The organism is Nocardia amamiensis, assembly GCF_015477605.1.
GTDB classification, from domain to species: domain Bacteria; phylum Actinomycetota; class Actinomycetes; order Mycobacteriales; family Mycobacteriaceae; genus Nocardia; species Nocardia amamiensis_A.
Map to the genome: position 1 here is coordinate 24369 of NZ_JADLQX010000019.1, position 23821 is coordinate 48189.

16 protein-coding genes are annotated in these 23821 nt (G+C 67.6%); all 16 read left to right on the forward strand.

The genetic code is table 11. The features are described 5' to 3' along the window. Positions 1 to 101: 101 nt before the first annotated feature. The 16 genes from eccB (at position 102) to IU459_RS23925 (ending at position 23782) form a co-directional block, all read left to right on the forward strand. Positions 102 to 1652: a type VII secretion protein EccB gene (eccB, locus tag IU459_RS23855; protein ID WP_195131801.1), complete on the forward strand. Its 1551-nt coding sequence runs from the start codon at positions 102 to 104 to the stop codon at positions 1650 to 1652. Positions 1653 to 1714: 62 nt separating this feature from the next. Beyond that, positions 1715 to 5665 carry a type VII secretion protein EccCa gene (gene eccCa / locus IU459_RS23860; protein WP_324199006.1) on the forward strand — a complete coding sequence of 1317 codons (3951 nt, stop codon included), beginning with the start codon at positions 1715 to 1717 and terminating at the stop codon, positions 5663 to 5665. 697 nt (positions 5666 to 6362) lie between these two features. Next, positions 6363 to 6788, forward strand: coding sequence for a hypothetical protein (locus tag IU459_RS23865; RefSeq protein ID WP_195131803.1), 426 nt, complete (start codon positions 6363 to 6365; stop codon positions 6786 to 6788). Positions 6789 to 6838: 50 nt separating this feature from the next. Next, a complete protein-coding gene (locus IU459_RS23870; RefSeq protein WP_228838411.1) occupies positions 6839 to 7150 on the forward strand; it encodes a WXG100 family type VII secretion target in 312 nt (103 codons plus the stop codon). A gap of 81 nt (positions 7151 to 7231) precedes the next feature. Continuing rightward, a complete protein-coding gene (locus IU459_RS39400) occupies positions 7232 to 7366 on the forward strand; it encodes a hypothetical protein (protein WP_267469869.1) in 135 nt (44 codons plus the stop codon). A gap of 250 nt (positions 7367 to 7616) precedes the next feature. After that, the gene (locus IU459_RS23875; protein WP_195131805.1) at positions 7617 to 7937 is read left to right on the forward strand and encodes a PE domain-containing protein; all 321 of its coding nucleotides are present in this window, start codon (positions 7617 to 7619) and stop codon (positions 7935 to 7937) included. A gap of 30 nt (positions 7938 to 7967) precedes the next feature. Next, positions 7968 to 9317, forward strand: coding sequence for a PPE domain-containing protein (locus IU459_RS23880; RefSeq protein WP_195131806.1), 1350 nt, complete (start codon positions 7968 to 7970; stop codon positions 9315 to 9317). Between the two features lie 138 nt (positions 9318 to 9455). Continuing rightward, entirely contained in the window at positions 9456 to 10286 is an 831-nt protein-coding gene (locus IU459_RS23885) for an ESX secretion-associated protein EspG (protein WP_195131807.1), read from the forward strand. A gap of 34 nt (positions 10287 to 10320) precedes the next feature. Further along, complete coding sequence (locus tag IU459_RS23890; protein ID WP_228838412.1) at positions 10321 to 11910, forward strand: MinD/ParA family ATP-binding protein; 1590 nt, start codon at positions 10321 to 10323, stop codon at positions 11908 to 11910. Then, complete coding sequence (gene eccD, locus IU459_RS23895; RefSeq protein WP_195131808.1) at positions 11907 to 13430, forward strand: type VII secretion integral membrane protein EccD; 1524 nt, start codon at positions 11907 to 11909, stop codon at positions 13428 to 13430. The genes IU459_RS23890 and eccD overlap by 4 nt, the downstream gene beginning before the upstream one ends. Beyond that, on the forward strand, positions 13430 to 14788 hold the full coding sequence (mycP, locus tag IU459_RS23900) for a type VII secretion-associated serine protease mycosin (RefSeq protein ID WP_195131809.1): 1359 nt from the start codon (positions 13430 to 13432) through the stop codon (positions 14786 to 14788). Before eccD ends, mycP begins: the two co-directional genes overlap by 1 nt. Then, positions 14785 to 16506: a type VII secretion protein EccE gene (gene eccE / locus IU459_RS23905; RefSeq protein ID WP_195131810.1), complete on the forward strand. Its 1722-nt coding sequence runs from the start codon at positions 14785 to 14787 to the stop codon at positions 16504 to 16506. Before mycP ends, eccE begins: the two co-directional genes overlap by 4 nt. A 16-nt stretch (positions 16507 to 16522) precedes the next feature. Beyond that, on the forward strand, positions 16523 to 16876 hold the full coding sequence (locus tag IU459_RS23910; RefSeq protein WP_040775643.1) for a helix-turn-helix domain-containing protein: 354 nt from the start codon (positions 16523 to 16525) through the stop codon (positions 16874 to 16876). 77 nt (positions 16877 to 16953) lie between these two features. Continuing rightward, the gene (locus IU459_RS23915) at positions 16954 to 17973 is read left to right on the forward strand and encodes a discoidin domain-containing protein (RefSeq protein WP_195131811.1); all 1020 of its coding nucleotides are present in this window, start codon (positions 16954 to 16956) and stop codon (positions 17971 to 17973) included. A gap of 1 nt (position 17974) precedes the next feature. Further along, a complete protein-coding gene (locus IU459_RS23920; protein ID WP_195131812.1) occupies positions 17975 to 18667 on the forward strand; it encodes a hypothetical protein in 693 nt (230 codons plus the stop codon). Positions 18668 to 18838: 171 nt separating this feature from the next. After that, a complete protein-coding gene (locus tag IU459_RS23925; protein ID WP_195131886.1) occupies positions 18839 to 23782 on the forward strand; it encodes an NAD-glutamate dehydrogenase in 4944 nt (1647 codons plus the stop codon). The last annotated feature ends 39 nt before the right edge of the window (positions 23783 to 23821 follow it).

A 23821-nucleotide genomic window follows, 5' to 3' on the forward strand; every position in this document is an offset into this window, starting at 1 on the left:
CGCCGGATCCGACATTCCCACGGTTGGGGATAGAGGTCGTATTTCGGGTTGTTACCGGCCGTTAGGGTGTGACGGCAGGTCGGCGGAAGGAATGAAAACCGGTGGCGCGCTTCCGGGTTGTGACCAAGCACCAGATATCTGGTTGGCGTTTTCTGCTTCGGCGGATCGAACACGCGCTGGTCCGCCGGGATGCCTCGATGATCGACGACCCGCAGCGCGGCCGTTCCACCGCGCTGACCATCGGCATCGCGCTGGCCTGCGTGATCATCGCGGGCGCCGCCGTGCTGGCCTTCTTCAAACCCGCGAAGAAGGTGGGCGACTCGAATATCGTGGCCGAGAAGGACACCGGCGCACTGTTCGTGCGACTGGGCAATCGGTTGTTTCCGGCGCTGAACCTGACCTCGGCCCGCTTGATTGTCGGTAGTCCCGACAGTCCGGTGCAGGTCTCCCGGGACGAGTTGTCGAAATACCCGCGGGGGCCGTGGGTCGGCATTCCAGGCGCGCCCGGCAGCATCGTCGACACCGACGAAAGAGATTCGATCTGGACGGTGTGCGACACGGCGAGAACCGGCGCCGCGGCGCCGGTCAATCCCGCGACCGGTCTGCCGACGGTGAGCCGCTCCGCGGTCCGGACCACCGCGATCGGCGGTCCCCTCACCGTGGACGGTGACGCCATCCGCCCGCTCGGCGATGGCGAGGCCCGGTTGCTGCGCGATGACAGCACTACCTGGCTGGTGTACGGCGACGCCGAGAAAGGCGTAGTGCGCGCCTCGATCGATCTCGCGAACACCGCGGTCGCGATGGCGCTCGGCATCGATTCGACCGCGCCGGTGATGGCCGCGTCCAAGGGCTTGGTCAACGCGATCCCCGAAGTACCGCCGCTGCGGGTGCCCGACGTGCCCGGTAAGGGGGAGGCCGTCACCTTGAACTCCGGATTCACCACGCCGGTCGGGTCGGTGCTGACCGTGTCGACGCCGGATCAGGGCGCCGCCTATTACCTTGTCTCGCAATCAGGTCTGGTCCGGGTGACCGCGGTGCTGGCGGCGATGGTCCGCAACGCGGACTCCCAAGGCTCGGTCTCCACTCGCGCAGTCGGCCCGGACGTGATCGCGGCCAACCTGCGCCCAGGTCAGTGGCCGGGCACGGCGACCTACCCGGCCCGCCCCATTCGCCTGGTCGATCCGGAACGCTCGGGCGTGACTTGCTACCGCTGGTCACGCGCCGGAAACGACCCGAACGCGGCCACCGAGCTACTGGTCGGCAGGCAGTTGCCACTGACCAAGGAGGAGCAGGGCCGTGCGGTCGATCTGGTGACCTCGGCCGCCTCGCGCGGATCCACCGCCGACGCCGCCTATCTACCCCGGGACACCGGCCGTTTCGTGCAGGTGACCGGGTCCGAACCGGGATCGCCATTGCGGGAGTCGCTGTACTGGGTTTCCGACAGCGGCGTTCGTTACGGCGTGATCACCGATCCGAACGGCGGCGCCAACGACCCCACACTCTCCGCACTCGGGTTCCGGACGCCGGTCCCGGCCCCGTGGAGCATCATCTCGCTGTTCGCGGTCGGTCCGGCTTTGTCCCAGAAAGAGGCTCGCATTCAGCACGACGGTATTCCGGGCAACAAGATCGTCGCCGGGCTGGGTGGTTCGTAGTGACCAGTACGCGCAGATTCGTTCGACCCGCCCGGATGGTGCGCGGTCCCAAAGCGCCCGCCGTGACCGAATTGCGGCTGCAGCCCCCGACCGAGTTGCCCAAGCCGGTTCCGCCGTCACGTCTGCGCATGATCATGCCTGTGGTGATGGTGGCGGCCATGGCCGGGATGATGGTCATGATGTTCCGCGGCGGCGGTGCCATGAACCCGATGATGCTGATGTTCCCGGCCATGATGCTGGTGTCGATGTTCGGCATGATGGGCGGTTCGTTCGCGGGCAATGGTTCCGGCGGCGCGGCGAGTCTCAACGAGGAACGCAAGGACTACTTGCGTAGCATCACCGACAACCGCAAGACGGTGCACGGTGCGGAAGCCGAGCTATACGCGTTTCTGCGCTACACCCACCCCGGGCCGGACGAGATCGCCCGGTTGATCGGCGGCAAGCGCATGTGGGAGGTGCAGGTCGCCAGTCCGCAGTTCCTGCGCGTGCGGGTCGGCCGTGGGCGCATCGCCAATCAAGTCCGCGTCATCGTCCCGGAGGCCGCACCCACCTCGGATCTGGACCCGGTCGGCGTCGTCGAGCTGACCCGGTTCGCCAAGGCGTATTCCACGGTCGGCGGCATGCCGGTCGCGATCAATCTGCTGTCGGCGCCGCAGGTCGGCGTCGACGGCGACGCGCAGCTGGTGGCCGGGCTGATCCGCGCGATGATCGCCGAGGTCGCGGTGCTGCACGGACCGGACCAGGTGGCGGTCGCTGCGGTGCTGACGAATCCGGACGCGCCGGAATGGTCCTGGCTGAAATGGCTGCCGCACACCCAGCATCCGAGCGACACCGACGCGGTCGGTTCCAGCCGAATGGTCTACCGCACCGTCGCGGAGCTGCGCACCAAGGTGCTCGCCGGGTTGAACCGCGGTCCTTTCTCGGCGAATTCGCAGCCCACCTTGGACCGTACGCATTACCTGCTGATCGTGGACGTCGGCGGACCGGCCACCGACCGCGATATCTCCGGCATCGACGGCTGCACCTGGTTGCGGCTGGGCGCCACGGAACAGAACCTGCCCCGCGCACTCCGGTTCACCGTGACCGAGGACCGGTCGCTGAACGAGGTGACACCGCGCGGTCTGCGCCGCGTCGGGGTCGCCGACACGCTGTCGGTGCCTGCGATCACGGCCATCGCGCGCCACCTCTCGCCGTACCGGCTGTCCACGGTGGTGGAGGCGGTGGCCGCCGAACAGGCCAGCGGCGGCACGTCGTGGGAGGAAATGGTCGCGCTGCCCGATCCGGGCGCTGTCCGCATCGACCTGCAGTGGCCCCGGCGACGGGACGCGGACCGGTCGCGGTTGAATATTCCGTTCGGCCACGACCCGGCGGGTGGTGTGGTCTATCTCGACATCAAGGAATCCGCCGAAGAGGGCATGGGCCCGCATGGTATGTGCATCGGCGCCACCGGTTCGGGCAAGTCGGAGTTCCTTCGCACCCTGGTGCTTTCGGCGATCGCCACGCATTCCCCGGATGTCCTGAACCTGTTGTTGGTCGACTTCAAGGGCGGCGCCACCTTCCTCGGCTTCGACCGCCTCTCCCATGTGACGGCTGTCGTGACCAACATGGAGGAGGAAGCCGATCTCGTCACCCGCATGGAGGACGTGATCAACGGTGAAATGGCCCGCAGGCAGCGTATTCTGCGCGACGCGGGCAACTTCGCCAGTGTGGCGGACTACGAACGAGCTCGCGAGCAGGGTGCGGACCTTCCCCCGCTGCCCACGCTGCTGATCATCCTCGACGAGTTCGCCGAACTGCTCGAGCAGCACCCGGGCTTCTCCAAACTGTTCGTCGCCATCGGCCGCCTCGGCCGATCGCTGCGCATTCACCTGTTGCTGGCCTCGCAGAAGGTGCCCGCCAACCGCATGGGTGAACTCGAGGCGCACCTGTCGTATCGGGTCGCGTTGCGCACCAACCAGACCAGCGATTCGCGTGACGCGATCGGCACTGCCGACGCCTACCACCTGCCGAAGAAGCCGGGAGCCGGATATCTGCGTGTCGGATCCGGTGACTTGCAGCGGTTTCAAGCCGCGTATGTCGGCGCCCCCTACACCGCGCCCGTGCAGAACTCCGTGGCAGCCGCCCAGCGCGTGCGCCGTGCAGGAGGCAGCTATCGCCCGCCGCAGCGATTCACGGCTGCGCACATCACCGACGTGCGTCCTGCGACGGTCGCCGCGCCCGCGCCGGCCGCGCAGGCACCTGCCGCGGATGGCGAGCCGGTGACCATCATGGAAACCGTACTCCAGCAATTCGCCGGTCACGGCAGGCCCGCCCACAAGATGTGGCTGCCGCCGCTGGGCACACCGGCCACCCTCGACCAGCTCGCCGGCTCGGTTCCGCAAGGGACGCTGCGGCTTCCGCTGGCGATCGTGGACAAGCCGCGTCAGCAACGCCAGGATGTGTGGTCGGTGGATCTGTCCGCCGCGGGCGGTCATGTGGCCGTGGTCGGCGGGCCGCAGTCGGGCAAATCGACCGCGCTGCAGACGTTGATCCTGTCGGCGGCTCTCACGCACACTCCGGAACAGGTGCAGTTCTACTGCCTCGACTTCTCCGGCGGTCTGTCCGGTCTGCGCAACCTGCCGCACGTCGGTGCGGTAGCCCCGACTCGCGAAGGCGACCGCATTCGGCGGACCTTCGCACTCATCACGAACCTCATCGCACGACGGCAGGCGTTGTTCGCCGAACTCGGCATCGACACCATGCGGGAGTTCCGGCGGCGGCGCAGCTCGCCGCGGGAATCGGCGGAACTCACAGCCCGTGGGGATCAGCACGGGGACGTGTTTCTCGTGGTCGACGGCTGGGACATCGGATTCGCCGTCACCGGCCCGTACTACGACGAGTACATGCCGGTCATGGAGTCGTTGGCACTGCAGGGGCTCAATTACGGCATTCACCTGGTGATCAGCAGTTCACGCTGGGCCGCGATTCGCCCGGCGATCAAGGATCTGCTGCAGACCCGGATGGAACTGCGCCTCGGCGATCTCACCGACACCGTGTTCACCGCGAATCGAGCTGTGGTCGCGGCCATTCCGCCCGATCGCCCGGGTCGGTGCATCTCCGCCGAGGGGCTGCACATGCTGACCGCGTTGCCGCGGATCGACGGAGTGGGCGATGCCGAATCGGCGGGCGCGGGTCTGGCGGCCGCGATCGACCACCTGACCCGATCGCTGCAGGGCCGCAAGGCGCCGGAGGTGAGGCTGCTGCCATCGCAGATCACCTTGGACGAGATCTTCGCAGGCCACCCGGCGCCGACCAGCTTGGCCGAACGTCTCAGAGTTCCGTTCGGAGTACGCGAGTCGGATCTGCGGCCTGCCGTAGCAGATTTCGGTGTCTCGGCGCATCTGATCGTCGTGGGTGCGCCCGGCTGCGGCAAATCCACGGTGCTCGGCTCTTTTCTGCAGTCGATCCGCAGGCAGTTCACCATGGACGAAGCTCGCGTGCTCCTGGTCGACTATCGGCGCCAGCACATGGATGCCATTCCCGATGGCCAGATGATCGGTTACTTGACCAGCGAGCGGGATCTGCTCGAGGGGCTGCCGCCGTTCGTGGAGAAGATGCGCAGCAGGCGCCCACCGGACGGGGTGACCTCACAACAGCTCAAGGAGCGTTCCTGGTGGAGCGGCCCGGAGATCTTCGTGGTCATCGACGACTACCACATGGTCGCGCAGCGCGGCATGCTGATGAACCCGTTGGAACCGTTGAAGGACGTCATCGTCGACGGTCGTGACATCGGCTTGCATATCATCGTCGCCCGCAATATCGCCCAGGCCGATTCGGCGATGTACGACAGCGTGCTGGGCCAGATCAAGAACCTCAACTCGTCCGGACTGATCATGGACGGCTCCAAACTCGACGGCATGCTCATCGGTGACGTGAAGCCCATGAAGCAGCCGGTCGGCCGCGGCATCTTTGTCGAGCCGATGCGCTCCCGCAAGGATCTCGTCCAATCCGCCTGGGCTCCAGCTGATTCCTGAATCGAGCCGATTGGCTGCTGCGGCGAGATGTGCGGTACGTAAGCCATTCCCAAGATTGAGAATGGCTTAGCGTTCTTTCTGTACCGCTCGAGACGAGTCGGCACGACCTCGTAAGGAGTCACCCATGGTTCGCGATCATTCCCGAGCATGGTTCCCATATCGGCACGCAACTCGGCATCTCGAGAGAGCCTGAGCGAAGGCTGATGTCATGCCGTCTATTCCGTTCGCATTTGTCGCGCTGACTCCGGCGGAGGGCATCGCCGGGCTGTCCGTCGGTGCGGACCGGTCCCAGATGGACGGTACCGAGAAGGCGTGCGAGGCCCGCTCCGCCGCAGTGGCCGCCGGTGCCGGTGGAATGGACAGCTCGACGAGCACTGCAGGGCTGTGGGAGGGGCAGCCGTCGGATCCTTCGATGGACGGCACAAGCCACGTAGTACGCCGTCGCGTGGGGCGGTCTGGCCTGGTGAACCGCGGGAGGCGCCGGCGCTCGGAAGTGCCTCGGGTCGTCGGCGTCATCGAATACGGCGACGGTGAAAGCACGGAAGAGTCCGTCGAAGAAAGGTCGCTGCTGGTCGGTGCGTTCGCGCGCATCGATGACGATGATTCGGATCGTCTCGACGACCCAGCAGCTCGCGAATACGTCCCCGGTGATGCGCACCGAGGCCGAGTGTAATTCATTAGGGAAAGGAACAGGCAGATGGAAGGCCTTAATGCCGACCCGGCGCACTTGATCCCGTGCGCCCAGAAGGGGATGGGTATCCAAGGCGAACACGAGGGATACCTGAAGGCCCTCGTCGCCGTGCAGGACGAATTGCAGACCGCAGTCACGAGCCCTGGTGGCGGTCAGGCGATTCAGGCAGCCATGTATTCGGCATGGGAGAAAGGAAAGGCGCTTTCCACGTCCCTGCAGCAGATTCTGCAAGAACTGACCGACGGTGCGAACCGGATCGGGATCTCCGACGAGGAGATCAGGGCCCAGATCATGGCTGCCGCTGCTGAACACGGTGCCTCTGCGCTCGGTGCGGACGGTACCAGCAGTGTTTCCGGCGACATGACGCAAACCGGCACGGTCAATGTCGATGGAACGCAACAAGCGGTGGGCAAGGTCAACACCCTGTGGTGACAGTCAGCGCGACTGTTCGGTGGAAGCTGGCTCGAGAAAGGTAGAGGATCATGGCCGGTAATATGAAGTACGACTACGCTGCCGTAGACACAAACTCGCTGACATTCAACAACATTGTCAGCAGCATCATGGCCAACAACGGTGACTTGCGAGGGATGGACGCCGCACTCCGGGCTTCCTTCACTGGTGACGCCAAGCAGGCCTGGGAACAGCAGATCAATCTCCTGATGAGCAAGCTGGACCAGTACAACGAGGCCCTCGGTCGTCTGCAGAAGGTGGTCCGGACGGTGGCCGGTGCGGGCGGCGACATGCACAACACCGACAAGGCTCAGGGCGGGAGGTTCCTGGCTATCAACATCTAGCTCACGGTGCAGTCCACGTCCGCATCGGGTTCGCATCGCGATGCGGACGGACTGCATCGGATGACGATGTGGTCGGCGAGCGTGGAAACTGATCCCATAGCTATCGATCTGGATGTCGATGCCGCCCTGCTGTTACGGCACACGGTCGGCATCGATTCCGATACTCCGGTCTACCGCCTCGGGGATCGGGAACGGGTGGACGCTGTCGTAGCATGAGGGCGCACCGAGGTGGGCATCATCGGTGGCGAGAGCGTGCATCTGACGGTCGAACACCGGCTGCGCTGCCTGTACCGACCGGACATGGAATCGGTTGCCAAGGTCCTGAGCACGGGACGCCGAACCGCACCGCATGCTGCGGTTCACACCGATGACCGCGGCGCCAGCGCACTTCCCAACAGTGGGAATAACATAACGTTCTGATTGCACCGCTCGAGGCGAGCTCGGCGTCCCTCCTTAGGAGCTTTTCATGTTCTTCGCCATCAATAATCCTGGGCAAATCACCACCATCGGTGCGCAACTGAGTGGCGAGACCGCCGACATGATCGCCGCGATGGGTGTCACGGCTCCGGCCAGCGTTCCGCTGCCGCCTGGGATCGATGACGTGAGTCGCGACATCACCGAAGGTTTCTTGGATTTCGCGGTCAAACTCTACGACAAGACGGTACAGGGAGCGGTGTACCGCGCCGAAGCGGCGCCGCACCTGCCGGCGGTAGAGGTCTCCTACTCCGGGGAAGACGGCGCAGGCAGCAGCCGCGTTCTCGCCCACGGTTCGGAATTCGGCAAGTAGTCGAAGTCAGTTCGAGCGAAGGCTGATGTCATGCCATCTTCGCCGTTCGCGTTCGCCGCGAAGTCGCCGGAAGAGAATATTTACCGGTTGAAAACCGGTCCTGGCGCGGTTGCGCTGGAGATTGCCGCAGACGCCTACACGTCATTGGCCGCCGCGTTGGCGACCACTGCCAGCGGAACCGATGCCTCGATGAACGCGATGGGGTACGAGTGGCAAGGACCGTCGTCCGAGCAGGCCCAGGCAGCGTTCCGTCAGCATGCGGACTGGTTGCACAGACAGGCCGCTGTGGCCGAACAGGCGGCACACGCCGCGCGGGGAGCGCAGGTCGCGTACTCCACGGCGCTCGCTGCCATGCTGGGAGTGGAAGCGTGGCTGATCACTCACTACGCGAAGAAGGCTGCGGTGGCCGCGGTCAGCACGACGAAGCTGGCTCCGCTCGCGGCTGGGGCGGCCGTGGCCCTCGCGATCGAGTATCAGGCGATCAGGTTCACCGCGGCGGCGGTCATGTCCGCCTACGATGGCGCGGCGCACGCTGCGCTGGCGACGTTGCCGGAGCCGGAAGTGCCATCGCCGATCGTCTTCGGTGGCGGTCCAGAGGCGACACCGCCGGGTACGTCGTTCGAGAATCCGGTCACCAAGCACTTCTCCGAAGAGACCGGTAACCGTTCGATCGTCGATCCGGGCGACCGCACCGGAAGCGGTGACAAGCCCGGTGATCCGGGCACCGATCCGGGCACTGATCCGGGCAAGCCGCCCCCCGATCCCACTGACCCGACGACACCGGACCCCACACAACCGGTGGAGCAGGCGCCGGTGGATTCCACGTCGTCGTCTCCGTCCGATTCTCTCGCCAACCCGTCGCTGGATGGTTCCGATACCGGTTCGATGGAGCCGCAGGGTTTCTCGGAGCCATCGCTGAATTCGACCACCCTTGCCGGGCTGAACGGCGGAGTCGGCAGTATGGTCGCGCTCAACATGGCCCGCGGCGGGCTCGGTGCCATGCCCGGCGCATCGAGCGGGTTCCGGATGCCGTCCAACTGGTCGCTCGGCCGCGGCACCGCCTTCGGCGCCACGTCGAATCCGACTGCCGCCGGGCCGGCCTCGCGCAACACTCCGCCTCGTGGAGCGACCGCCCCGAAGGCGCAGATGCGGCGGCGCAGGCGCGACGAGGACCGCGAGAAGTCGAAAGTGTTCGTGCCCGGTGAACCTCAGGAAGTTCCTGTATTGGAGCAGCCCCCGGTCATCGGCGTCATCGAGTACGCCGACCCCGAACGCCGAGAGGAACACGAAGAGTCGGAAATCGAACAGTTGCTGCTGGTCGGTGTCATCGGAGTGGCCGCCGATGAGCCGGCGGTCGCCGACCCGGAACGCGCGCGGTGAGCTACACCGTTGCCGAGTTCCAGTCGATGGAGAGGAGGCCCTTACCCTTGTCCGTCCGGACAAAGCCAAGGACTCGAAGACCAGTGCCGCACCTTGCCCCGGTGCGTTCGACGGCCTCGATCTGTATTCGGTGAAGGTGTGGAAGCTGATCCTGTCTCGGTCGAACTGAATGTCGATGCCGCCCTTTTGTTGCAAGACATGGTGGGCATCGATTCCTATCCCGCGGTGCTCGCGCTGTTGCCCAATGTCTACCGGCTCGAGGATCAAAGGCGGGTGCATGCTGTGGTAGCACAGGAGCTCGCCGAGGCGGGCATCATCGATGGCGATAGGGTGGATCCGACGGTCGAGCACTGGCTGCAGTGCCTCTACCGGCCGGATATGGAAGTGGTGGCCGTTGTTCTCACCACCGGGCTGGACGGTGAACCGCAAGGGATACTGCGGTTTTCACTGGTGCGCAGCGGCGACACCCATGTGCTGGCCGTGCGCTGCGACGACAATGTGGTCATTCAGACGATGTTCCAGGACGGGCAGAACCTGGATCACGTGACGGCTGCGCTGGCCGCCGCGCTCGGCCCCGCGCAGATTCTTCGGTTCACGCCTATGACGACCACAGTCGAGCAACTCGATGAGGTGCCGTCCGAACCGGACGAACGGCGACAAGCGTTGCTGGAGCTGGGCGCCCAGCCGCAGACCGCCGCCGCGCTGACCCGGGCGCTGGACGAGGTGGTCCGTCGCGCCGAGATCGTGATGGTCGAGCATCGGGACGGCGGCTCCATCCAGACCGAGGCGTGCGTGAGTGTGCTCGACACGCTTTCGGGGCGGTTGATCGTCACCCCGAGCAGGGCCATGGATGGAGAGGTATGGTCCACGTTCGCCCCTGGCGACGATGCGGCCTTGCGGTCGGGTATCGGGGCGCTGGTCGAGTTGCTGCCCGGCCGAAGTTGGTTCGACACCAGCAGACTGAACTGAACGTCGGACCATGGTTGTGGAGAGGACGACGGAAATGAACCGAGCACCGAGCAGAAACGGTCATTCGGCCGACGCCGCGCGGGCTCGCGGCGGCTACGACGCGTTCTTCGCATCGACCGGCGAGCTGGCCGACGCGGCCGTGGCGCCGGGGCCCGCCGCCGAAACACGCCAGGAGTCCGACGCGTTCGGTCAGGTCGACCCCATTGCCGGAGCGCCGCGCGAGCCGCAGGCGGAATCCGACCACCATTCGCAGGGCGTGGTCTCTTCGCCACCCGCGGCGAGTGCGCCGCCGCCCGGCGCGAGTGTGCCGACGCCGCAGGTGAAGCCTCGATCCCCGCAAGCCGGTGCGCAGCCACCACAGGGCAGTGCGCAGCCGCCGCAGGCAAGCGTTCGACCGCCGCAGGCGAATACGCAGCGGGACTACGCCGCCGCCTCACCGGCGGAGGGGCAACAGCAGGCGGCCGAGCAACATTCGGTCCAGCAACAGGCCGCCGAGCAGTACCAAGCCGAGCAGGCGGCCGCGCCTTCTCAGGCGCTGGCGCGGAAGGAAGCCGCGTCCACGAATCAGGATTGGTCGTCCGAATCGGCGACGTCCTGGGTTCCCGAGCGCGTCGACCGCTCGGCCTATGACGGGACGCCGCGGATCGAGGTGCTGCCCGCCGCGCTCAGCTCGATCGAGCTGCTCGCCGACATCTCCGCCGCGAAGCGCGCGCAGCTGCGGTCCCAGTCCGGAGTTCGTGGTGCGCTGAACAAAGTCGGCTTCAACCTTGGGCTTTCGCCTGCCGAGCAGCGCGCCGAGGACCGCCGCAACCGCATTCGCCGCCAGCTGACCACGACGTATCAGATCGCGGTGGTGAGCGTGAAGGGCGGCGTCGGCCGCACCACCACCGCGGCCACGCTCGGCTCGACTTTCGCCAGCCTGCGCCCGGACCGGGTGGTCGCGATCGACGCGAATCCCGACTTCGGGGACTTGGCGACGCGCACCAGCAGGCATCCATACGGGCTGACCTTGCGTGATCTGGCGCAGTCGCAGAACCTGGACGCGTTCTCCGCGGTGCAATCGTTCACCTCGATCAACTCGGCCGACCTCGCCGTGATCGCCTCGCCGTGGACCACCGAGGCAACCGAAGCACTCTCCGGAGGGGAGTACCGCACGGCGGTGGAGGTTTTGCGCCGTCACTTCAACCTGCTGCTGGTCGACTGCGGGACCGGTGTGCTCGATTCGGCGACCGCGTCGGTGCTGCAGACCAGTGACGCCGTCGTAGTGGTGACTCCGGCCACCGTCGGCGGCGTGACCGGCGCGGTGGCCACGCTGAACTGGCTGAGCTCGCATGGTCTGCAACATCTGATCGCCAAGTCGATCGTCGGGATCGTGCATCACCAGCCCTTGAAACCGACTGTCGACGTGGACGCGATCGAGAAGCTGTTCGCCACCGCGCAGCGCCCGACCTGCGTCTTGCCCTACGACGCGCACCTGGCCGAAGGCGGCGAGATCGACCTTCGATTGCTGGAGAAGGAGACCTTGCTCGCGTTCGAGGAACTGGCCGCCTGGCTGTCCGACGGATTCCCCGGATACCTCGCCGGTGGCGCGGACAACTCCGGTGATCACGGAGCGTGGCGATGACGACTGCCGTCGCGCCCGCGCCCGCCGCGACGCAGTCGTCGGCGGAGGTCGCACGGGCCCGGATCGCCGTGATGGTCGCCTCCTACCAGGTCGACGTGGTGGTGCCGACCAAGTTCACCATCGAGACGTTCATCGACGATCTGCTCGTGGTGCTGGCCTCGGCGATCGATGACGAGAGCGTGGACTTCACCCCGCCGCAGGGCCAGTGGAGCCTGGCCCGCCCCGGCGAGCCGCCGATGCCGCGCTGGCGCAGCCTCGCCGACCACGACGTCACCGACGGCACCGTGTTGATGCTGTCGGTCGTCGAGTCGGCGGAGGTGTTCACGCCGGTGGTCGAGGACATCACCGACGCGCTCGCCTTGATCAACGAGCGTGAGTTCGCCGAATTCGACGCGAATACCGCGACGATCGTCGGACTCACCGCGCTGGGCATCGGCACGTCGGCGGTGGCCGCGATGCTGTACTGGTCGTGGACCATGACCGGTTCGGTCGCGTGGTGCGGGCTGCCCGCCTTGCTGCTGGGCGCGCTGTGCTGGGCCGCCGCCGCGATCGCGCGCCGGCGCGACGCTCCGGCCAAGGTCTGCCTCGGCTTGTCGCTGTCGGCGACGCCGCTGCTCTTCGCGGGCGGCGCGATGTTGGTGCCGCCCGCCTACGGCCAGCCTGGACCTTTCGCCGCGGCCAACCTCGCGGCCGGAGCGGTGGTCGCCGCGGTGGCCGCCGCCACCATGATGCGGTTGAGCGGACTCGGCATCGCCACGCTGATGGCGGTGACGGTGCTCGGGGCCGCCCTGACCGCCGCGGCCTTGCCGCTGACGTACCTGGATCTGTCCGTGGGGCAGGTGGCCGGTGGCGCGGTGTTCGTCGGCATCGTGCTGCTGACCGTGGCGGCACGAATCGCCGTGGTGATCGCGCGGATCCGGCCGCCGGACCTGCCCGACCCGGGCAACGAGGTCTCCCCGACGACGCTGACCGACATCTTCGACGCCGAGACGGTGCGTGAAGGAGACGAACACACCGAGGACAGCGAGCGACAGCGCCAGAGCAACGAGGTGGGCATCGAGAGCCGTGCGCGGCTGGCGGTGACCAGTCTGCGCGGGCTGATCGCCTCGACCTCGACGGTGCTCGCGGTCTCCGCCGTGATCTCGGCCGCGGTCAGCCCCGGCGGTATTCGCGAGATCGTCATGGCCGCCGCGATCGCGGGCTTGCTGGCGATGCGCTCGCGCTGGCATCCGGACCGGGTGCAAGCAATCGCCTTGATCACCGGCTCCGCCGTCACCGTGTGCGGCGTCGGCTTCGTCTTGGTCGGCGCTTATGAGACGCCGGTCGCGCGTCTGGTGGTCGGATTGGTGCTCGCCATCGCCGCCATCGCGGCCTGTGTCGCGGCGATCCGGTTGCCCGGCAAGCGACTTTCCCCGGTGACCCGGCGGGTCATCGACCTGGTGGAGTACGCGCTCATCCTGATGGTTCCGGTGATCGCCTTCTGGATCATGGGCGTCTACACCGCGATGCGAGGGATCTGATGAGGGTCGGCAGCGCCGCTGTGGCGGCTCTGGCCGGAGTGTTGCTGGCCGTCCCGGCCGCGCCCGCCATCGCATTGGAACCGCCGCAGGTCGTGGTCGGTTCGCCGCCCGCGGATGATCCGCCCGGACCCGAACTCCCGACGAAACAGGACAAGGGCTGTCTGGCCGCGGGTCTGCTGCCGGACAGCGACGTGTCCCGCGTTCCGCCACCGGAACTCGCGCTGGATCTGCGCCGCGCCCGCGCGCTGAGCCGCGGCGCGGGCGTGACCGTCGCCGTGATCGATACGGGCGTGACTCCCCATCCGCGCCTGCCCAACCTCGTCGGCGGCGGCGACTACGTCGCGGCGGGTGGTGACGGCCTGTCCGACTGCGACGCGCACGGCACCCTGGTCGCCGGGATCATCGGCGCCGCCTCCGATCCCGCGGACGGATTCGCCGGCGTCGCCCCGGACGCGCGGATCATCTCCATTCGCACGCGTTCCGGCGCGTTCAGCCTGGAACGACCGAGTTCCGATCCCAACCTGCAACTCTCGATCGAGCTGCGCACCATGGCGCGAGCGATCACCCGCGCGGCGAACCAAGGCGCCGGAGTGATCACGGTGTCGCTGCCGATCTGTGTGCCCGCAGACGCGCAGGTCGACCAGTCCATGCTCTCGGCGGCTATCGGCCACGCCGTGCACGTCCGCGGGGCGCTCATCGTCGCGGGAGCGGGCAACACCGCCGGCAGCGCCGGTTGCTCGCAGAATCCCGACATCGATCCGGCCCGGCCCGCCGATTCCCGCAACTGGCGGGACGTGAAGACGATCTCCACGCCGGGGTGGTTCGGCGCCGATGTGCTCACCGTCGGATTCACCACCGCGACGGGCGCGCCGATGCAGGATTCGCTGAACGGGCCGTGGGTTTCGGTGGCGGCGCCGGGGACCGGCATCGAGTCGCTGGGTCCCGGCGGCGGCGGTCTGATCAACGGCGTCGGCTCACCGGACAAGCTGGTTCCGGTCGGCGGCGCGTCGTTCGCCGCGGCCTACGTCAGCGGGGTCGCCGCCCTGTTGCGGTCGCGGTTCCCCAACGAGACGCCTTCCGAGATCGCCGCCCGTTTGCAGGCCAGTGCGCACGCTCCGGCTCGCGGCATCGATAACGCGGTGGGCGCAGGCATGATCGACCCGCTGGCGGCGCTGAGCTACCGGACGCCGCCGAAGCAGCCCGCCGGCCTGTTCCGGTCTTCGGAACTGCCCATGCCCGCCCCGCCGCGCCCCAAGGATCCGCTGCCCGCGGTCATCGCGACCGTCGTCATCGTCATCGCCCTGCTGATCGGCCTCGTGGGCAGTCACGCGAACTCCCTGATGCGGAGGCGGCGGTGAGCTTTCCGAGCGTCCGGGTCGGCGGCGTCGAGCGTGGTCCTTTCGCGGCCTTCGTCGTGGTCGGCAGCCCGCTGCTGGTCGGTCTGTCGGCCAAGACACCGTGGTGGGTCAGCGCGGTGGTCGTCACGGTCCTGGTCACGACGGTGACCGTCCGGGTGAACGGTCGCACCGGCGCGCGCTGGCTGCTCGACTGGGTGGAATACCGATCCGGCCGGGCCACACGGGCGCGGGAACGAGCGCAGCTCGCCGCAATCCGCGATGTACAGGTCGCGGCCGGTGTGTGCGGTATCAACGAGGCGGGCAACACGCTGATCGCGATGATCCAGCTCGCGCCGAACCTGGACCTGCCCACCGTCATCGGGGAGCAGACGCTCTACACCGAGGACACCATTCCGGTCGATGTGCTGTATCCGATGCTGGACCAGTTCGGCATCTCGGTCGACATCGACATCGTCACCACCGGGCAGCGGGTCCGTTCCGCGGGCAGCTACAGCATGCTCTACGACCAGCTGATCGGCTCCCACCCGGTGGTCGGCGATCGGCTGACCTGGCTGGTGGTCCGGCTCGATCAGGAACGCAACCTGGCCGCGCTGAGCAAGCGCGGCCCGTGCTCGGTAGTCGCGCCCAAGGCGCTGGCCAGCGCCGCGCACCGGATCGCGGGACGGCTGCGCGAACGCGGCGTCGCCGCGCACGCGCTGCCCGCCGACGCCTTGCGGGACGCGACGCGCCTACTGCACGCCGGTGTCGAACTCACCGATCTGCGGGAGACCTGGAGCCATCTGGAGTCGTCGGTGCCGGGCCGGTTCGTGACCAGCTTCCTGATCGACTGGACCCGCTTGGATGGCGTCGGCCTGGACGACTGCTGGACCTGGAACCGCGGCCGCACAACGCTGGTGGTGAGTCTGACCGACGATGGGGAAGGGCCGCGCGCACTGGTTCGGTTCATCGGCCCGGCGCTGACCACCGCGCCGCCGGAATACCTGCGCCTGCTCGGCGGCGATCAGTCGACGGCGCTGATGGCGTCCTTGCCCACCGGCGACTCGGTCCGCGCCCTGCGCGGCTTCGAGTCCGGCTCCGATGTCGCGCCCGACGACGTGGTCGCCGAGTTGACCATCGCGATCGGCCCGAACGGCCAGATCCTCGGTGCCATCAGCGGACAGCCGAGGCACACCTTGGCGCTGCCGCTGTTCGACCCGGCCCGGTACAACCCGCGCAGGCGCACCATCGACGTGCATGCCGTGTTGCCGGTCGCGCAGCAGATCATCCTGCGCGCGATGGTGGTCGGCGCGGATGTGGAGATCCATTCGGCGCGACCGGACAGCTGGCGTCAGCTCGTCACCGCGGTCGGCGACTCGCGCTCGATGCGGATGGCCGATCCGAACGCAGCACCGGGAGCGCAGAACGGTGCGGAAGCGGACACCCCCGCCACGATCGCCGTCTTCGACCACCTGCCGCCGCGTGCGTCCAGCGCGCACACGACGGTCACCATCAGCGAGCCCGGCGGTCCGCGCAGGCGTGCGGTCGATCTCGCGATCAACCAGGTCAGCGCGACCGCGGTGGACGTGAGCATTCCGATGCGCACGGTGCGGGTTGACCTCATCGAGCCGAGAGGCGAAACACGATATTTCGATCCAGTCGACGGCCCGCCCGCGCCTGGCGCTCGGGCAACTGCACCCATGGTTGCGCCTCCGCAACCTGGTGGCCGTCGCGTGAGCTGACGGGAGCGGTCGGTTAATGTCTATCACCGTGGTTGCGGACACCCATTCCGATGGTGGCGATCTCCCGCATCAGGACGCCGGGGACGCGCTGACGCCGAGACAGGCCGCCGCCGCGATCTTCTCCAGCCGGTTGTCGGAGCTGATCGCGGAATCCGTCGTGTCCACCGAGGACGGATCGACCCGCTCGCTGACGCTCTATTCGCTGGCACAGCACCTGGAATTGGCCTACCCGGACGTGCCGGTGTCGCAGTCCGGTCTGTACCGGCTCATCCACGGCGACGCGATCCCGCGGCTGGACTTGGTGATCGCGCTGGCCCGTGTGTTCGACGTGCCGCCGGAGTACTTCGTGACCGAGGAGAAGAAGCGCTGAACCGGCCGCTCGGCTGTTCCCTTCAGCGGGAATAGCGGGAGCTCGGCGGGCTGCCCGCGCCGGATACGATCCGTTTCATGCCCGATGAGGACGCGGGAGACGTCTTTCTCCGTCATCGAGGCGCGGTCCTGGAGGCGTTGCTGTCCGATCCGTCGTTCGGACCTTCCGCCGCGCCGCCCAGCGACAGCCCGGACTTCGGCTCCGCGTCGCTCGGGTTTCCCGACCTCGATCCGGACTCCGAGCCGGCGGTGCCACGGCGCCGCAGCACCGACGGCCCGAGGGCGAGCGAGCGAATCCTCGCGCTGCTGAACGGGCAGACCCAGGACCCGACGCCGGCGATGGATTTCGCGGGCGACTACTCCGCGGTGGCGGCGCGCTCGAACACACCGGACGCGCCGGAACCGGAACCGGAACGCCCCGCACCCACCCAGTCCAACCGGCTCGCGCCGGCGCAGCAGGTGGCCAAAGACGCGCTCGTCCAGCTGCGGAAACCGAGGGTGGCGTTGATCGTCGCCGCGGTGGTCGCAGTGCTGCTGGTTCTGCTGCTGGTCACCACCGGCGGCGGCGACTCGAAGAACACAGCGCAAAACCAGCTGCTGGTCGTCACCCCGCCGCCGACCTCCGCGGCGCCGACGACGTCGGCCGCTCCCGCGGCGGGCTCGATCATCCAGGTGAAGTCCGCCGATTCGAAATGCGGGCCCGGCAGCACCTCGGCAATGGACGCCTTCTCCGGGCAATCCGGCAAGGCGTGGTCGTGCGCGCGCGCCTACAAGGTCGACGGCCAGATCATCACCATCGACTTGGGCAAGACCTACCAGATCGACTCGATCGGCATCGTGCCCGGCTGGGACCACATCAGCCCGGACGGCGCCGACCAGTGGGCGAAATACCGTACCGTCAGTCGGGTTTCGTACCAGTTCGACGACAGCAACAAGACCGTCTACACGCAGCCGACGCTCGATCAGCGCACCTTGGTGGTGACCAAGATCGATCCCCCGGTGAGCGCGTCGAAGATCGTGCTGACGGTGTTGGAGTCCAAGGGCGATCCGTCGGTCAATACCACCGCGATCTCCTCGGTCGTCGTCACGGGGCGCTGACGTGTCCACGCTCCGCGAGCTGGTCTGCGAGTACTGCGGGCATCGCAATACCGGTGCCGATTCCCGGTGCGCGCACTGCGGTGCGCCGCTGCGCGCGTCCGGAGACAAGTCCGTTGTCGAGAGCAAGCTGCCCGCCCAGGTCGCCGGGGCTGTCGAGAAGGTCGGCGCGGAGGCGGAGAAAGCGGTCGCCGAGACCAAAAAGATTGTCGGCAAGACCTATCCGCTTTGGCAGTGGCGTGCCGTCGGAATCGGAATCCTGGCCATGATCGTTGCCGCCATCCTCGGAATCCGGTCCTGTTCGCTGCCATCGTTTCCGCGTGCGGACACACCGGCGCAGGCCATGCCGGGCCTGCTGCGGTCCGCGGCATCGTGTCAGGCCCTCGATGCCACCGGGCGGGGGGAGAAGTGCGTCATCGCGGCCAACAACCCGATGCTCTTCGGCGGCATCGCCGGCGGCAGGGACATGACCTTCTATTCCGAGCTGGTACAGCCGGACCAGTTGGCCGACACCATTTCTCGCTGGCGCAACGCCCGCGCGGTCGTGCTCGTCGACGGTCCCGTCTACGTGGCGATCAGCCCTTCGGCAACCGTCTGGTACGCCGACACCCGGGCGGGCTTGCGGTTGGAGACAGGGACATTCGCCGGTCAGACGGCCGCCCAGACCTTCGTCTCGCGAGCGGGACTGGTCCGCTGACACAGCGCCACTCGCACCCGTTCGTCCGGAGAAACTCCCTGATCCGGACGTCGTAACCCGTATCTGCCACGACGAATTATTGTTACACTGTTGATTGTGCCGTTATTCAGCGGTACGTTAACTAAAGTACGAAACACGTACGAGTGCAGTTCTCGGGAAGGCAACGGATCGATGGTGGCTACCACCCAGCAGACGATTTCACCGAAGCGGTTCCACGATGATCCGACCGACCTAGAGGCGGCCTACTTCCGCTGGATTCAGCCGGGTTCCTCGACATCGGCGATCACTGATCGGGCCGAGCAGATCTTCCGCCAGCATCTCGGACTGGCGGCCACCCGCGCGCCCGGTTCGGCGACCACCCGGGTCTACCGGCCGGACGACAGCGCGGGGCTCGGCGCCGCGATCCAGATCGTCAACGACGACATGCCGCTGCTGGTCGACTCGGTTACCGCCGCGCTGCGGCGGCTCGGCGCGACGATCACCGAGGTCGTGCACCCGGTGTTCGACGTGTCGCGGGACGCCGAGGGCAGGGTGCTGGCCATCGCGCCACGTGACGGCGAGGCCGAACCCGCGGACGAGGCCGACGGACAGACATTGCGCGAGTCGTGGATCCACGTGCAGCTGGGCGCGGGGCTGTCCGACGAACTGGTGGACCGGATCGAACGTGCGCTGCCGCCACTGCTGGCCGACCTGCGCCAGGTCGCCGACGACACGCCGACCATGGTCGAGGTGCTGACCACCGTTGCCGGCCAGCTCGATCAGGCCGCGCAGTGGGCCGGTGACGCGGAGATCCCGCAGACCGCCAGCCTGCTGCGCTGGCTGTCCGACGGGCACTTCACCCCGCTGGGCTACGGCTACTACCATTTCCGTCGTTCCGCGCCGAGCGCGAACGCCGACTTCGAGCCGTGGCAGCTGCCCGGCACCGGACTGGGCGTGCTCGCGGGCGGGGCCGCCGCGGATATCAGCGTGCCGGTGGTCGGCGCGAAGCGGACGGTCCTGCGCATGGCCAACGGCTCGGTGGAATCGCTGCTGCCGGGGTCGCGGGATCTGTACTTCATCAGTGTCGCCGACTACGGCGCGACCGACCCGAGCGGTCGCGCGGCCTGGGGTGACACCGTCGCCATGGTGAAGGGCGAGCACGTCTTCGTCGGCACCTTCACCGTCGCGGGCTTGCACGAGAACATCCTCGACATCCCGGTCATCTCGCGGCGGGTGCTGCAGGTCATCGACTGGGCCGGTTTCGACCTCAACTCGTTCTCCGGCCAGGCGATGCTGGAGATGTTGCAGTCGTTCCCGCGGGTGGAGCTGTTCTCCACCGACGCGCGACGGCTGTTCGAAACGGTCTCCGCCGTCATGAATCTGGGCTTGCGGCGCCAAGTGCGGCTGTTCCTCCGGCGCGATTCGCGCAGCGACACCATCTACTGCCTGGTGTACATGCCGCGGGACCGCTATTCCACCGAGGTCCGAGTGCGCATGGGCGACATACTGCGTGCGGAGTTCGACGCCGAGCAGATCGCCTATTCCGCGCGGGCCACCGAATCGGAGCTGGCCGTCGTCTATTTCACGGTGCACCGCAAGCCGGGCGCCGAGCCGGGCGACATCTCCGAGGACAACCGCGAGCGGATCCAGGAGCTGCTGCTGGCCACCACGTGGACCTGGACCGACCGCCTGGTAGCCGAGGCGGCGGGCGTGCCGGACGTACCGCAGGCGCTCGTCGGCGACTACGTGGCCGCCTTCCCGGCGAGCTATCAGCAGGAGCACGAGCCCGCGCGTGCGCTGACCGATCTGCGCCGGCTGGAGCGGCTCGACGACGGCGAGATCGACACCAATCTCTACCGGCACGGTGAATCGGCCTCGGCGGATTGGCGATTCACGTTGTACGTCGCGGGCGAGGGCATCTCGCTGAGCCGGGTGCTTCCGGTGCTGCACAGTCTCGGTGTGGAAGTCGTCGACGAGCGGCCCTACCGCATCACGGTGCCGGACCGGCCGGACCGCTGGATCTACGACTTCGGACTGCGCGTGACGGCCGCGCCGCTGCGGGACGCGCTCGACAGCGAGCCGCCCGCGCAGCTCGGGCAGTCGTTGGATGTCGCGTCGCTTCCGGAAACCAGTGTGCGACGGCGTTTCCCGGACGCCGTGACCGCGATGTGGTTCGGCCGGGCCGAGGTGGACGGCCTCAATGAACTGATCCTGCGCGCAGGCCTGCACTGGCGTCAGGTGGCTCTGCTGCGCGCCTACGCGAAGTACCTGCAGCAAGCCGGATTCGCCTACACCTTCGGCAACATCACCCGAGTGCTGCTCACCCACCCGGCCACCGCCCGCTCGTGCACCGAACTGTTCGCCGCGTACTTCGATCCGGATAGCGTCGACGATCAGACCGCGGACCGCGCCGCCGAGATCGCCGAGCGGGTGCAGAGCGAGATCGACGCCGTGGTCAGCCTGGACACCGACCGCATCCTGCGCGCCCTGTTCGGCTTGATCGAGGCGACGCTGCGGACCAACTACTACCGGCGGGACGAGGCAGGCGATCCGCTGGACTACCTGTCGGTCAAGCTGAACCCCCACGCGATCGCCGAACTGCCCAAGCCGCGTCCGCAGTTCGAGATCTTCGTGTACTCCCCGCGGGTCGAGGGCGTGCACCTGCGCTTCGGGTCGGTCGCCCGCGGTGGTTTGCGGTGGTCGGATCGGTTGGAGGACTTCCGCACCGAGATCCTGGGCCTGGTCAAGGCACAGGCGGTGAAGAACGCGGTGATCGTGCCGGTCGGTGCGAAGGGCGGATTCGTGGTCAAACAACCGCCCGCGGCGACTGGTGATCCGGTAGCGGATCGGCAGGCGCTTGGCGCGGAAGGTGTTGCCTGCTATCGCACCTTCATCTCCGGTCTGCTGGACATCACCGACAACGTGGACCGCGCGACCGGCGATGTGTTGCCGCCTGCTCGGGTGGTGCGCCGGGACGGCGACGACACCTATCTGGTGGTGGCCGCGGACAAGGGGACGGCGACGTTCTCGGATATCGCCAACGATGTGGCGCAGAGTTATGGCTTCTGGTTGGGTGATGCGTTCGCGTCGGGTGGGTCCGCGGGCTACGACCACAAGGCGATGGGCATCACGGCCAAGGGTGCGTGGGAGAGTGTCAAGCGGCATTTCCGTGAGATGGAGATCGACACGCAGACGCAGGATTTCACCGTCGTCGGTGTCGGTGACATGAGTGGTGACGTGTTCGGCAACGGCATGCTGTTGTCCGAGCACATCCGGTTGGTGGCCGCCTTCGACCACCGCCACATCTTCCTCGACCCGATTCCGGATGCGGCCCGCTCGTTCCAGGAGCGGCAGCGGATGTTCGCCCTGCCGCGCTCGTCGTGGGCCGACTACGACCGGTCGCTGATCAGCTCCGGCGGCGGCATCTACGACCGCTCCGCCAAGGCGATTCCGGTGACGCCGGAAGTGCGTGCGGCACTCGACCTGCCCGCACACGTGACCACTCTGTCGCCGCCGGAGATGATCAAGGCAATTCTGCTCGCGCCGGTCGACCTGCTGTGGAACGGTGGCATCGGCACCTACATCAAGGCGAGCACGGAGACCAACGCCGAGGTGGGCGACAAGTCCAACGACGCGGTCCGGGTGAATGCCGACGAACTCCGGGTCAAGGTGATCGGCGAGGGCGGCAACTTGGGTGCGACCGCGCTCGGTCGTATCGAGTTCAGCCGCAACGGCGGACGGATGAACACCGACGCGCTGGACAACTCGGCGGGTGTGGATTGCTCCGACCACGAGGTGAACATCAAGATCCTGCTGGACGCCGTCGTCTCCAGCGGCGAGCTCCCGATCGCCGAGCGCAACCCGCTGCTGGCCTCGATGACCGACGAGGTCTCCGAACTCGTGCTGCGCGACAACATCTCGCAGAACTTCCGGCTGGGGATGTCGCGGGCCGACGCCGCGGGCATGTCCGGCGTGCACGGCAGGATGATCAACGATCTCGAGCAGCGCCGCGGCCTGGACCGCGAGCTGGAGGCGCTGCCGGCGGATGCCGAGCTGACCCGCCGCGCCGCCGAAGGCACCGGGCTCACCTCGCCCGAACTGGCGAACCTGATGGCGCACGTGAAGCTGTCGCTCAAGGCCGACCTGCTCGCGGGCGACCTGCTCGACAGCGCCGCGTTCGCGTCGGTGCTGCCCGCCTACTTCCCCGCGCCGCTGCGCGAGCGGTTCGCCGCCGCGATCGGCAGGCATCCGCTGCGGCGCGAGATCGTGGCCACCGTCGTGGTCAACGAGATGGTCGACTACGGCGGCATCACCTACGCCTTCCGTCTCGCGGAGGAGGCGGGGGCGACCACCGACGACGCGGTGCGCGCCTACAAGGCGGCGGTCGAGATCTTCGATCTGCACACCCTGTGGGAGCGGATCAGGCAGACGCCGATGTCCACGGCGGCGCGCAACGAACTGGAGCTGGAGACCAAGCGCACGCTCGACCGGGCGTCGCGGTGGCTGCTGTCCAACCGGCCGCAGCCGATCGCGATCGGCGCCGACATCGCCAGGTACCGGGACGGAGTGCGTGCTCTGGCCGGTCAAGTGCCGGCCTGGCTGACCGGGTATCTCACCGACGATCTCGCCGAGCGCTCGCGGCGGTCGATCTCCCGTGGCGCGCCGCGTGAGCTGGCCGAGGAGGCCTTCGGGCTGATCCACCGCTTCCCGCTGCTGGATGTGATCGACCTGGCCGACATCGCCGACCGCGATCCCGCGGAGGTCGCGGTGCTGTACTACGCGTTGAACGAGCACTTCCAGATCGAGCGACTGCTGACCGCGGTGGGCAACCTGGAGCGCGGCGGGCGCTGGCGGGCGCTGGCCCGGCTCGCGGTGCGCGAGGATCTCTACGATTCGCTGCGCTCGCTGACCCTGGACGTGCTGACCGCTTCCGAACCGCAGGACAGCACCGCCGAGAAGATCGCGTACTGGGAGTCGACCAACCGGTCGCGGCTGGCCCGCGCCCGTGCGTCGCTGGCGCAGATCTTCGCCGCCGAGACCCACGACCTGGCCGCCCTCTCGGTGGCGGCGCGGCAGGTCCGTGGCATGGTGAGCGGTGGTGAGTCGACCGCCGTCGCACCGGCGGTCGCCGGCTGATCCATTCGGACGATGCCCGGAGGCATGGCGCGCTCGGCG